Genomic DNA, 11,340 nt, shown 5'->3' on the forward strand with positions numbered 1-11,340 from the left:
CTACCGCGCTCCCAACAGTTCGGCGTAGACGGCGGCCATCTCCAACCGCGCCGCCAGCACCAGGTGTTCGACCAATCCGCCGGCATCCTCGGCGCCGCCCGGGGTCGGTTCGGCGGGGGCGGCGGAATCGTCCGGCTCGGCGCCGACGAGCACTTCGGCGTCGGGCAGCGCGGCGACGCGGCGCCGGGCCTGCCATTGCCCCGCCGGGGTGCTGAGCACGAACAGGCGGGGGCGCGTCGGCACCGGACCGTCGAGCTCCGGGTCGTGGAAGATCGAGTCGACGCCGGCGGTACCGCCGCGCAGCAGCCGGGTCATCGCCGCGGTCAGGTCGACGGCCGTCGCGGAGACGCCGCCCACGGCGAACAGGGTGCTCGCCGACCGAGCGGCCAGCGCATCCGATGCCGGGCTGTCGCCGCTCAAGACCGGCGGGGCCGCCCGAAAGCGGTCGGCGAGAGTCTTCGCGGGCGCACCGTAGGCGTCCTGCGCCGGGTGGTTGCGGGCCGCCTCGGCGTCGAGCGCCTCGGCCAGCTGGTCGAGGTCGAGGTCGCCGCCGACGTAGCGCACCTCTTTCAGGCCCTGGCAGACCGCGATGAGAGCCGCGACGTGGCCGACGAAGCGGAATTGTTCGGGTACGACGATTCGCGGCGACAGGTCCATGCCGCGACCGCCGACCGCACTGGCGAGCGGGCCCTCCATCGGCGCGACCACGACGAACTCGGCGTGGCGGCGCGCCGCGCGCGACGCCGCGTCGGCGAGCGCGAGGTCGCCGGCGTCGTCGCCGACGAGGACCACGACGTCGAGCGGGCCGATCCAGCCCGGCAGCGCGGGCGCCGAGACGAGCGGCACGTCCAGCCGCGCCGCGGTGTGGGCGATGACGAAGCGCGCTGACTGGGCGGCGGCGACCGAGGCGCCGGTGACGATGACGACGCTGCGCGGCCGGAGTGTTGCGAGCGGCTCGATGACGCCTTCGCGGACCGCTTCGGCCACCGCGCGCACCTGGGCCCCGGCGCGCGCCGACGCGTGCAGCAGACCGTCGACGTCGGCGTCGATCAAGCTGCTCGGATCGTCGAGATCGACCCCTGTGGTGCGCATGCCTCCACACTATCCATCCGCGGCGCGTCGTGGCGCCCGGTGTCGGCCGAGAACGCCCTAATCGACGTCGGGCAGCACCCGGAGATGGCCGCGCCGACCCGGGCGCGGACGCGCGGGGGCGGCCTCGCCCGCCGAGGGTCGCGCGGGCAGGTCGTCGAAGCCGTCGAGCGGTTCGGAGCCGACGGCGACCGACTCGCGGACGGCCTCGGCCAGCGCGGTCAACTCCTGCTCCTCGGTGGGCGGGGCGAACCCGCTCGAAGTGCGCATGATCTCCCAGCCGCGCGGCACGGTGATCGAATCGGCGTGCGCGGCGCACAGATCCCACGAGTGCGGCTCGGACAGCGCGGCGAGAAGGCCGACCACGGCCGTCGAGCTGGCGTAGTCGTAGGTCAGCGTCGCGACGGCCGGGCGGGAACACCCCGGACGGGAGCACTGACGAGGATCGGTCACGACTGAAAGGTTAGCCCGCCGCGGCGGCCGACCCCGGCAGACACACCGACGGGTGGGCGCGGAGCACCGTCGCCGCGACCGGACCTAGACTCGGTGCCATGCGACGGCAGACCATGCGCACCCGTCGGGCCCGCGACCGGCGGGCCCGCGGTTTGCGCTCGCCGCTGCTGCCGCAGACGGTGCCGGCCTGGACGTCGCGGTCGGACGAGTTCGACACGGTCGTGATCGAGGTCTTGGCGGAGATCGATCGCCGCTGGCACGACCAACTCCTGGAGTTGAACATCGCCGTCGACGACGTGCCGCGGATGTTGCCGCACGATCCGGCCTCGGTGCAGTGGCCGGCGGAGGTGTCCGCCGACCGGGCCATCCCGCTGGCCCGGCTCATCCCGGCGGGCATCGACACCGCGGGCAATGCGACACCGGCCCAGATCGTGGTGTTCCGGCGGCCGCTCGAGGTCCGCGCCAAGGGACGCGACGACCTGGCCGAGCTGGTGCGGGAGGTGCTCGTCGAGCAGGTGGCGACCTATCTCGGCATCGACGAGGACACGGTCGAGAACGGCCCGGCGTAGTCGGGCCGCGGAAGTCGCGGGAGGTTAGATGATCCCGCGCTTGAGGCGACGGCGCTCCCGCTCGGAGAGTCCGCCCCAGATGCCGAAGCGCTCATCCTTCTGCAGGGCGTAGTCGAGGCACTCGGCCTTGACCTCGCAGCCCGAGCAGATGCGCTTGGCCTCGCGGGTGGAGCCGCCCTTCTCGGGGAAGAACGCCTCCGGGTCGGTTTGGGCGCACAGCGCCCGGTCCTGCCACGTCTCCTCGACGTCGTCGAACAGCGCGTCGAAGTCGTCGGGCACCACGGACAGGTGCGGTCGGGCGCCCAAGGGCGCGGGCCCGGCAATCGGCGTCGGGTTGCCGTACGCAGACGAGTCGTCGCCCAGCGGGGTATCAAATCCCATCTCAGCGTCTCCTTCAGGTGGTCTGTCTGTCAGCGTCGTCGGTCGGGCGGCACCACGCCGCCGGCCGCTGCGCCCCGAAATGTGCTTGCCGTTCGTGTCCCGGTCGGCCGCCGCCACTCGAACACCCCGGTGTGGCGAACCATCCGACGGATTCGAACATACGGTCGAATGCGCTGTGCCCCAAGGCAATTCGCATTCGGTCAGCCGCAATTCAAAACCGCAAATGACACTCATGTGATTAGACACGCCTGCCCTTGCCCAGGTCAAGCGGAACCAGAAAATTCGCGTATACCACCGACAACGCCGAATCCGTTGTCTCGACACGTACTGGAGGGATTCTGGCCGATGCCCGCCGATTCGGGCGCCCACTACAGTGGAGCCTCGTGAAGGTCACTGTACTCGTCGGCGGCGTCGGCGGCGCGCGCCTGCTGCTCGGCGCCCGCGAACTCTTCGGCCGGACCCCGTTCCCCGATTCCGGCGACCACCCCGGTGGCGCGCACACCGTCACCGCGATCGTGAACGTCGGTGACGATGCCTGGATGCACGGGGTCCGCATCACCCCCGACCTGGACACCTGCATGTACACGCTCGGCGGCGGGATCGACGAGGAGCGCGCGTGGGGACGTCGCGACGAGACCTGGCACGCCAAGGAGGAACTCGCCGCCTACGGTGCCGATCCGGACTGGTTCGGCCTCGGCGACCGCGATCTGGCCACGCATCTGATCCGCACCCAGATGCTCGAAGCGGGCTATCGGCTGACCGACGTCACCGCCGCGCTGTGCCGCCGCTGGGATCCGGGCGTGCGCCTGCTGCCGGTCACCGATGAGCGGCACGAGACGCACGTTGTGATCACGCCGCCCGAATCCCCCGACGGGGCCCAGCGCGCGATCCATTTCCAGGAGTGGTGGGTGCGCTATCGCGCCCAGGTGCCGACCACCGGCTTCGCCCAGGTCGGCGGCGGTAGCTCCGGTCGCGGGGAACCGGCACAGCTCACCCCCGAGGCCGCGGCGGCGATCGCCGAGGCCGACGTGATCATCTTCGCGCCCAGCAACCCCGTGGTCAGCGTCGGCGCGATCCTCTCGGTGGGCGGCGTGCGCGCGGCGCTGCGGACGGCGTCGGCACCGATCGTCGGGATCAGTCCGGTGATCGACAACAAGCCGCTGCGCGGAATGGCCGACGAGTGCCTGACCGTCATCGGTGTCGCGACGACCGCCGAGGCGATCGCCGCGCACTACGGCGCCCGTTCAAAGGCCGGACTGCTCGACGGCTGGCTGATCGCCGACGGCGACACCGCCGAGGTCGACGGCATCGCGATCGGCACCGCACCGCTACTCATGACCGACCCGTCGGCGACAGCGGCGATGATCCGGGCCGCGTGCGCGCTCGTCGGCGTGGATACCCCCGCGGAGGGCGCATGAGCCGCGCGGGCGACCACCGCTCCCCCGGGCCGATCGAGATCATCCCCGTTCCGGGGCTCCCCGAGTTCGCCCCGGGCATGGACGTCGCGGCGGCCATCCTCGACGCCGCCGACCTGCGCGACGGCGACATCGTCGTCATCACCTCCAAGGTCTTCTCCAAGACCGAGGGGCGGATGGTCGACGCGCCGGCCGACCCCGAGGAGCGCGACGCCCTGCGCCGCCGCCTCGTCGACGACGAGTCGGTGCGCATCGTCGCGCAGAAGAACCGCACGCTGATCACCGAGAACTCCTACGGCCTGATCCAGGCGGCCGCCGGCGTCGACGGGTCCAACGTCGCATCGGACCAGTTGGCGCTCTTGCCCGTCGATCCCGACGCCAGTGCGGCGGCGGCCCGGGCGGCCTTTGCCGACGCGGGCGTCGACGTCGCGGTCGTCATCACCGACACGATGGGCCGCGCCTGGCGGATCGGCCAGACCGACGTCGCGATCGGTGCCGCGGGCCTGGCCGTCAGCCACAGCTACGAGGGCAGTCGGGACAGCCACGGCAACGAGCTCGTCGTCACCGAGATCGCCGTCGCCGACGAGATCGCCGCCGCCGCGGATCTGGCGAAGGGCAAGCTCGACGGCGTCGCCGCGGCGATCGTGCGCGGCCTGCCCGTCGTGGACGACGGCAGCAGCGCGAGCAAGCTCGTCCGCGCCGGCGAGGAGGACCTGTTCCGCCTCGGCACCGATTTCGCCATCGCGCAGGGTCGGCGCGAGGCGGTGCTGACGCGACGCTCGGTGCGCTCCTTCGCCCCCGGGCCGGTCGACGCCGACGAGATGCGGGCCGCCCTGGCCGAGGCCCTCACCGCCCCCGCCCCGCACCACACGCACCCGGTGCGCTTCGTCTGGCTGCGCGACCGACAGCGCCGCACGGCACTGCTCGACGCGATGGGCGAGGCCTGGCGCGCCGACCTGCGCGGCGATGAGAAGACCCCCGAGTCGATCACCAAGCGCGTGCGGCGCGGCCAGATCCTCTACGACGCCCCCGAAGTCGTCATCCCCTTCCTCGTCCCCGACGGGGCACACACCTACCCGGACGAGCGTCGCAACGCCGCCGAGCACACGATGTTCACCGTCGCCACCGGCGCCGCGGTCGGCATGCTGCTGGTGGCGCTCTCGGCGCGCGAGATCGGCAGCTGCTGGATCGGTTCGACGATCTTCGCCCCCGAGATCGTGCGCGAGCAGCTCGGTCTCGACGAGCGGTGGCAGCCGCTGGGCGCCGTGGCGATCGGCTACCTGCCCGAGCGGCCCGACGACGGATCCAACGTCCCGACCCGGCCGGCCGCCGATCCCACCGGGTTGGTGGTCGAACTGTGAGCCTGCACGCGTCGGCCCGCGCCGCGCTGTCGTCGTGGCACACCGACGACGCGGCCCAGGACACGCTGCGGCACACCTACCTGGCCTTCCTCGACGCCTCGCCGCGGGGCTGCCTGCGCGCCAACGAGCCGGGGCACATCACGGCCTCGGCGCTCGTCGTCGACGCCGACGGCACGCACGCGCTGCTGACGCTGCACCCGCGGATCGGCAAGTGGGTGCAGCTGGGCGGGCACTGCGAACCGGAGGATGCGGGCATCGAGGCGGCCGCGCTGCGCGAGGCGACCGAGGAGTCGGGCATTGCGGGGCTCACGCTGCTGCCGGGCCCGGCGCACCTGCACACCCACCCGATCACCTGCTCGCTCGGCGTGCCGACGCGCCACCTCGACGTTCGCTACGTGGCGATCGCGCCGGCGACAGCCGACGGCGCACTGCCCGAGATCGTGCGCAGCGACGAGTCGCTGGACCTGCGCTGGTGGCCGCTCGACGACATCCCCAATGACGAATTGGAGCCGCTGGTCGACGCCGCCCGGCGATCAGTGCGATCAGCCTGACGTTTTCGCCGGTTTCCGAGCACAACGCCGGGTTGATCAGGCCGCTCGATTGGCTAGCACTTGTCGCACGCGGCGGACCAACTCGTCTGGCCGGTCGACGAGGTCGGCCCAGGTGAAGTTCAGCACCTCCCAACCTGCCGCGATCAAGGCGTTGCGCCGCGTCCGGTCGTGCTGGAAGGCCCGCGCATCACGGTGGAAGGCGAGCCCGTCGATCTCGATCGCCAGCCGCCGTGCGGGGAAGGCGAAATCGAGAATGTAGCCGCAGGACGGATAGTTGGCGCACCAACCCTGGATTCCGGCCCGGCGAAAAACCCTGACGGCCAGGCGTTCGGCCTCTGAACGCGCGCCGGAACCGAGTAGCACCAGATAGCCGGACACAACGCCGACGCCGTGCCGCTTCGGATACCGCTCATGCGCGGCGCGCAGCGCATCCAGGGTGACGACCCTGCGCAACAACATGGAGTCGAGGATGGCGATCCCCGACTCGATCGACGCGTCGAGCGCTGTGAGCGCCGGCGCCGTCGTGCGCAGGCCGCGATGAACCGCGACGTCTTCAACGGCGATCGCGCGCTCACGAACGACAGTCGTCGACGTTCGCCGGGGATGGCGGCCGGACACGGCGGTGTACACCAGGTGCTTGCGCGGCGGGTCGACCCACAGCCCGAGCCACCATGCGGCGGCGGTACCACCGAGGACGGCACGCGCCCCGACCGAGTGGACCGCCAAACGCGCCTGGGCGCGCTCCGATCGCGCATGGGTGGCGACCAGGTAGACGCCGCGCGCGATCCGACGCCACCGCCCCGAGTCGATGCGCCGCTGGATGGCGGCCGGGCTCATGCCGCTGTCCAGGGCCTGCGCACGGGTGAGCACGCCGTCGTGACGGATGATCAACTCATCGAGATCCATGCTGGTTAGACGCGCACGACGCCAGCACTGGTTCCATCCGCCGGATCAACCCGGTGTTGTTCTCGCTTTCCGAGGACAACGCCGGGTCGATGGCCTAGTCGACGACGACGCCCTTGCCGATGGTCACGACGCCGCCCTCGCTGACCGAATACCGCTCGCGGTCGCGCTCGAGGTCGACGCCGAGCTGGGCCTCCGGGGAGATTACGACGTTCTTGTCGAGGATCGCGTTGCGGACGACGGCGCCTGAGTTGATCCGGGCGCCCGGCATGACAACACAGTTCTGCACGACGGCGCCCGCCTCGATGACGACGTCGGTCGAGATGACCGAGCCGGACACCGCGGTGGCCTTGACGATCGAGCCGGCGCCGACCACCGAGTCCTGCACCGAACCACCGAGGATGAACTTGGCGGGCGGCAGGTTGGTGGTCTCGCCGCGGATCGGCCAGCGCCGGTTGTAGAGGGTGAAGGCGGGGTTCGGCAGCACCAGGTCCATCTGCGCGTCGTAGAAGGCGTCGATGGTTCCGACGTCGCGCCAATAGCCGCGATCGCGCTCGGTGGCGCCGGGCACCTCGTTGTCGCGAAAGTCGTACACGGCGGCCTCGCCCTTGCCGACGAACAGCGGGATGATGTCGCCGCCCATGTCGTGGCCGGAGTCCTCGTTCTCCGAGTCCTCGCGCAGCGCCTCGATGAGCGCCTCGGTGGTGAACACGTAGTTGCCCATCGACGCGAGCGTCGTGTTCGGGTCGTCCGGCGTCGCGGGCGGGTCGGCGGGCTTCTCGACGAAGCGGGTGATGCGGCCGGAGTCGTCGGCGTCGATGCAGCCGAGGGCGGTCGCCTCCGCACGGGGCACCCGGATGCCGGCGACGGTCGCGGCGGCACCGGATTCGATGTGAGCGGCGACCATTTGCGACGGGTCCATCCGGTACACGTGGTCGGCGCCGAACACGACGAGGTACTCGGGGTTCTCGTCGTAGACGAGGTTGAGCGACTGCAGGATCGCATCGGCCGAACCGGTGAACCAGCGCTTGCCCAGGCGCTGCTGCGCGGGGACGGAGGTGATGTATTCGCCGTGGAAACCGCTCGACCACCAGGTCTGTGCGATGTGGCGGTCCAGCGAGTGCGACTTGTACTGCGTCAGGACGCAAATGCGCTCATAGCCGCCGTTGACCAGGTTCGACAACACGAAGTCGATGAGGCGGTAGGTGCCGCCGAAGGGGACGGCGGGCTTGGCGCGGTCGGCGGTCAGCGGGTACAGGCGCTTGCCCTCACCGCCGGCAAGGACGATTCCCAGGACGTGCGGTGCTGCTCTCACGCCTCCAACCTAACCCAGCGCCGGTGGTGCCGCTGTGCGCCGGGCGACGGTCACGTCGACCGACAGGGTGACCGGGACGGTACCCCCGTCGCCGACGAGCCGCCGGGCGCGCTCGTTCGTCTCCGCGGGGGTCGTGTGGAATCCGCTGGGGCCCATCGCCACCGCTGCGGCGATGTCGGCGGCCGACCACTCGTCGACGGTCGTCACCGCCGTGGCGGTCGGCGTCGTGAATCCGGCTTCGGCCAGCGCCGCGACGAGCTTGTCGTGTTTGTCGGCCTCGACGTCGAGCATGCCCAGTGGACCGCGCAGTTCGGCGAGGTGGTCGGGGCACGGGGTCACCACGACCAAGACGCCGTCGTCGACCAGGACGCGACGCGCCTCGGCGAAGCCGCGCGGGGCGAACACCGCCAGCACTGCGGCCGCGCTGTCGTCGCCGACCGGCCAGGGCTGCCACAGGTCGGCGACCACGGCCGCGGCGCGCGGATGGCACCGGGCGGCCGCGCGAGCCGCGAACTTGGACAGGTCCAGGCCGAGCCCGCGCGCGGCGGGCAGCGCGTCGAGACACGAGGCGAGGTATTGCCCGGTGCCGCAGCCGGCGTCGACGATGAGCGGCGGGTCGGCGGGCAGGTGCTCGACGACAATCCCGGCCAGGGTTGAACGCAGTACCCGGTACGGCCCGGAGTCGAGCGCGACGCGGCGCGCGGCAACCATGTCCGCGGTGTCCGAGGAGAGTCCGGCACTGCGGCCGGCGAGCAGGGCGACGTAGCCCTGTCGGGCCACGTCGAAGCGGTGGCCATTCACGCACCCGATCGTGGCCGGGCGCGGTGAATCGCCGACGACCGTCAGGCGGTCGTGGCACACGGGACAGCGCAGGGCGTCGAGAACCGACGCCAGCGCGAAACCCGGCGGGTGGTCAGCGGGGACCGGCGTCAGCCGGCGACTCCCTGGAGTTCCTTCGCGAGCGCGGCGGCCTCGTCGGCCGTCAGCTCGAACACGATGCGACCGCCACCGTCGACAGGAATGCGCACGACGATCCCGCGGCCCTCCTTGGCTGCTTCCATCGGGCCGTCTCCGGTGCGTGGCTTCAACGCCGCCATCGTTGTAACTCCCTCCGAGTTTCCAATTCAGTCAATTGTAGCTGGTCATGAGACCGGGCCGCCGACGGACCCTCCCCCGGCGGGGGGCTCCGCGCGCTCGCGCAGCGCGTCGGTGACGGCGCGCAATTCGTCGATCTCGCGGGCCAGCTTCTCCAGCGTCCAATCGACCTCGGACGGGCGATAGCCGCGGAAGACGAGGCCGAACCGCACGGCCCGGACGTCGGCGCCGGTGATCCCGGCGCGCGGCAGCTCGGTGACGGTCAGATCGTCGTCGAGCGGGGCCAGTTCCTCGCCGCGGCCGAAGACGAACCACACGACGGCGAACAACAGCCCGGCCACCAGGAGGATGCTCAGCGCATAGCCCAGGATCATGGTCATCGGCGGTCACCCTTCGGCTGGACGGAGTTCATCGGCGGACGGTCGGTGAGGACCGTCTCGGTCACCTGGGTCGCAAACGAGCCGTCGGCGGCCGCGGCGAACTGCACCAGCGGGGCCTGCGAGTCGTCGATGCCGCACCGGCGCAGCAGAGTGCCCACGATCTGGCGGCTCATCACGCCCAGCTCGGTGAGCGGCCGGTGCCGGTGCATGCGCACGCCGAGGTTCACCTGGCCGATCGCCTGTGGACCGCGGGCCTCCAGCGTGTCGATGAGCAAGCCGATCTCGACGCCGTAGCCGGGCGCGAAGGGCAACGACGACAACAGCTCGCGGGTTCCCGCGTACTCACCCCCGAGCGGCTGCACGACGTGCGACAGCTCGGGGCGCAGCGCGGCCAGCAACGGGCGGGCGACGAGCTCGGTGACGCGGCCGCCGCCGTCCTCGACGTGCTGGGCCGCCGTGCGCCACGGCCGTCGGTAGTAGCCCTTGACCAGTTCGATGGCCGGTTTGGTGAGGATCGGACCGACCAGTTTCGGCACGAACATCGGGTCCGGTGCCACCAGGTCGGAGTCGATGAACACCAAGATGTCGGCGGTGGTCGCGGCGATGGACCGCCACAGCACCTCGCCCTTGCCGTCGACCGGGGGCACCTGTGGCAGCGCCTCCTCGCGGCTCACCACGCGCGCCCCGGCGGCGCGCGCCTGGGCGGCGGTGGCGTCGGTGGACCCGGAGTCGAGGACGACGAGGTCGTCGACGAGGGAGCCGAGCAGCGGCTTGATCGAATCGACGACGCCGGCAACGGTGTCGGCCTCGTTGAGCGCGGGCAGCACGACCGCGATGGTCCGCCCGCCCTTGGCGGCGACGAGTTCGTCGACGGTCCAGGTCGGCCGGTCCCACGTGGCAATCGTCGCGCCGGGCACCGCCGGCACGCCGCTCATGCCAGCCCCCGGACCGCGCGCACCGGGGCGCGCCGACCGGTGATCGCCGCGGCCATCTCGACGACCCGACGGGTCGGAGCCACCTCGTGCGCCCGGAAGATCCGCGCGCCGTGCTCGGCCGCCAGTGCGGTCGCGGCCAGGGTGCCGGCCACCCGCTCCTCCAACTCGACGCCGAGGGTTTCGCCGACGAAGTCCTTGTTGCTCAGCGCCATCAGGACCGGGTAGCCGGTCGCGACGAGTCGGTCGGTATGGCGGAGCAGGGCCAGCCCGTGATGGGTGTTCTTGCCGAAGTCGTGGGTCGGATCGATGACGATCCCGTCTGCGGGCACACCTGCGGCGAGCGCCCGCGCGGCGGCGGCGCCGAGTTCGGCGACGACGGCGTCGACGATGCCGGTCGAAGTGTCGCCGTAGCGCACGCGGTGCGGGCGGGTGCGCGGCACCGCGCCCCCGGTGTGCGAACACACCAATCCGGCCCCGCGGCGCGCGGCCACCTCGACCAGACCGGGATCGGCGCCGGCCCACGTGTCGTTGATCAGGTCGGCACCGGCGTCGCAGGCCAGCTCGGCGACCGAGGCCCGCCAGGTGTCGACGCTGATGACGACGTCGGGGAAGTTGGTGCGCACCCAGGCGATGAAGCCGACGACCCGGTCGGCCTCGGCAGCGGCGTCGACGGACTCGCCGGGGCCGGCCTTCACGCCGCCGATGTCGACGATGTCGGCACCCTCGACCACCACCTGCTCGATGCGCCGGCGCGCGGCGTCGTCGTCGAAGCTGGCCCCGCGGTCGTAGAAGGAGTCCGGGGTGCGGTTGATGATCGCCATGACCAGGGCGCGGTCGGCGGCCACCGGCCGGCCGCACAGCGTCGTGGTCGTGGTCACCGCATCCACGCTACC

General features: G+C 71.7%; 14 protein-coding genes. 4 read left to right on the forward strand and 10 right to left on the reverse strand.

Annotated features, from left to right (window positions below; all coding sequences use genetic code 11):
• Positions 1 to 1,092, reverse strand: a complete 1,092-nt coding sequence (locus tag QM728_RS10145; RefSeq protein WP_415031895.1) for a hypothetical protein — start codon at positions 1,090 to 1,092, stop codon at positions 1 to 3.
• A gap of 57 nt (positions 1,093 to 1,149) precedes the next feature.
• Positions 1,150 to 1,542 (reverse strand): DUF3499 domain-containing protein, encoded by a 393-nt coding sequence (locus QM728_RS10150; protein WP_415031896.1) that lies wholly within the window; start codon positions 1,540 to 1,542, stop codon positions 1,150 to 1,152.
• Positions 1,543 to 1,640: 98 nt separating this feature from the next.
• Here QM728_RS10150 and QM728_RS10155 point away from each other — a divergent pair, with 98 nt between their 5' ends.
• The gene (locus QM728_RS10155; RefSeq protein WP_415031897.1) at positions 1,641 to 2,111 is read left to right on the forward strand and encodes a metallopeptidase family protein; all 471 of its coding nucleotides are present in this window, start codon (positions 1,641 to 1,643) and stop codon (positions 2,109 to 2,111) included.
• Between the two features lie 24 nt (positions 2,112 to 2,135).
• On the opposite strand, the gene QM728_RS10160 is transcribed toward QM728_RS10155, so the two are convergent.
• Positions 2,136 to 2,492 (reverse strand): WhiB family transcriptional regulator, encoded by a 357-nt coding sequence (locus QM728_RS10160; protein ID WP_415031898.1) that lies wholly within the window; start codon positions 2,490 to 2,492, stop codon positions 2,136 to 2,138.
• 383 nt (positions 2,493 to 2,875) lie between these two features.
• Here QM728_RS10160 and cofD point away from each other — a divergent pair, with 383 nt between their 5' ends.
• From cofD to QM728_RS10175, 3 genes are read left to right on the forward strand one after another with little or no spacing between them, the layout of a single operon-like run.
• On the forward strand, positions 2,876 to 3,910 hold the full coding sequence (gene cofD / locus QM728_RS10165) for a 2-phospho-L-lactate transferase (RefSeq protein ID WP_415031899.1): 1,035 nt from the start codon (positions 2,876 to 2,878) through the stop codon (positions 3,908 to 3,910).
• Positions 3,907 to 5,268 (forward strand): coenzyme F420-0:L-glutamate ligase, encoded by a 1,362-nt coding sequence (locus QM728_RS10170; protein WP_415031900.1) that lies wholly within the window; start codon positions 3,907 to 3,909, stop codon positions 5,266 to 5,268. Before cofD ends, QM728_RS10170 begins: the two co-directional genes overlap by 4 nt.
• Positions 5,265 to 5,819: an NUDIX hydrolase gene (locus QM728_RS10175; RefSeq protein ID WP_415031901.1), complete on the forward strand. Its 555-nt coding sequence runs from the start codon at positions 5,265 to 5,267 to the stop codon at positions 5,817 to 5,819. The genes QM728_RS10170 and QM728_RS10175 overlap by 4 nt, the downstream gene beginning before the upstream one ends.
• Before the next feature lie 36 nt (positions 5,820 to 5,855).
• Here QM728_RS10175 and QM728_RS10180 read toward each other — a convergent pair whose 3' ends face one another.
• The 7 genes from QM728_RS10180 to folP form a co-directional block, all read right to left on the reverse strand.
• Positions 5,856 to 6,725 (reverse strand): type IV toxin-antitoxin system AbiEi family antitoxin domain-containing protein, encoded by an 870-nt coding sequence (locus tag QM728_RS10180; protein WP_415031902.1) that lies wholly within the window; start codon positions 6,723 to 6,725, stop codon positions 5,856 to 5,858.
• Positions 6,726 to 6,819: 94 nt separating this feature from the next.
• A complete protein-coding gene (gene glgC / locus QM728_RS10185) occupies positions 6,820 to 8,037 on the reverse strand; it encodes a glucose-1-phosphate adenylyltransferase (protein ID WP_415031903.1) in 1,218 nt (405 codons plus the stop codon).
• A 9-nt stretch (positions 8,038 to 8,046) separates the two neighbouring features.
• The gene (locus tag QM728_RS10190; protein ID WP_415031904.1) at positions 8,047 to 8,898 is read right to left on the reverse strand and encodes a methyltransferase domain-containing protein; all 852 of its coding nucleotides are present in this window, start codon (positions 8,896 to 8,898) and stop codon (positions 8,047 to 8,049) included.
• Between the two features lie 68 nt (positions 8,899 to 8,966).
• Positions 8,967 to 9,134, reverse strand: a complete 168-nt coding sequence (locus QM728_RS10195) for a DUF3117 domain-containing protein (RefSeq protein ID WP_415031905.1) — start codon at positions 9,132 to 9,134, stop codon at positions 8,967 to 8,969.
• A 45-nt stretch (positions 9,135 to 9,179) separates the two neighbouring features.
• The gene (locus QM728_RS10200) at positions 9,180 to 9,512 is read right to left on the reverse strand and encodes a DivIVA domain-containing protein (RefSeq protein ID WP_415031906.1); all 333 of its coding nucleotides are present in this window, start codon (positions 9,510 to 9,512) and stop codon (positions 9,180 to 9,182) included.
• Positions 9,509 to 10,447 carry a glucosyl-3-phosphoglycerate synthase gene (locus QM728_RS10205; RefSeq protein ID WP_415031907.1) on the reverse strand — a complete coding sequence of 313 codons (939 nt, stop codon included), beginning with the start codon at positions 10,445 to 10,447 and terminating at the stop codon, positions 9,509 to 9,511. The genes QM728_RS10200 and QM728_RS10205 overlap by 4 nt, the downstream gene beginning before the upstream one ends.
• Positions 10,444 to 11,325 (reverse strand): dihydropteroate synthase, encoded by an 882-nt coding sequence (gene folP, locus QM728_RS10210; protein WP_415031908.1) that lies wholly within the window; start codon positions 11,323 to 11,325, stop codon positions 10,444 to 10,446. The genes QM728_RS10205 and folP overlap by 4 nt, the downstream gene beginning before the upstream one ends.
• Positions 11,326 to 11,340: the final 15 nt, after the last annotated feature.

The organism is Gordonia sp. (in: high G+C Gram-positive bacteria) (assembly GCF_047602025.1).
Classification (GTDB): Bacteria; Actinomycetota; Actinomycetes; order Mycobacteriales; family Mycobacteriaceae; genus Gordonia.

What these genes read in the sequence shown, in the direction of transcription:
- QM728_RS10145 (WP_415031895.1), bottom strand. Translation starts at nt 1,092, where the DNA reads ATGCGCACCACAGGGGTCGATCTCGACGATCCGAGCAGCTTGATCGAC.
- QM728_RS10155 (WP_415031897.1), top strand. Translation starts at nt 1,641, where the DNA reads ATGCGACGGCAGACCATGCGCACCCGTCGGGCCCGCGACCGGCGGGCC.
- QM728_RS10200 (WP_415031906.1), bottom strand. Translation starts at nt 9,512, where the DNA reads ATGACCATGATCCTGGGCTATGCGCTGAGCATCCTCCTGGTGGCCGGG.
- QM728_RS10195 (WP_415031905.1), bottom strand. Translation starts at nt 9,134, where the DNA reads ATGGCGGCGTTGAAGCCACGCACCGGAGACGGCCCGATGGAAGCAGCC.
- QM728_RS10205 (WP_415031907.1), bottom strand. Translation starts at nt 10,447, where the DNA reads ATGAGCGGCGTGCCGGCGGTGCCCGGCGCGACGATTGCCACGTGGGAC.
- QM728_RS10170 (WP_415031900.1), top strand. Translation starts at nt 3,907, where the DNA reads ATGAGCCGCGCGGGCGACCACCGCTCCCCCGGGCCGATCGAGATCATC.
- QM728_RS10160 (WP_415031898.1), bottom strand. Translation starts at nt 2,492, where the DNA reads ATGGGATTTGATACCCCGCTGGGCGACGACTCGTCTGCGTACGGCAAC.
- QM728_RS10180 (WP_415031902.1), bottom strand. Translation starts at nt 6,725, where the DNA reads ATGGATCTCGATGAGTTGATCATCCGTCACGACGGCGTGCTCACCCGT.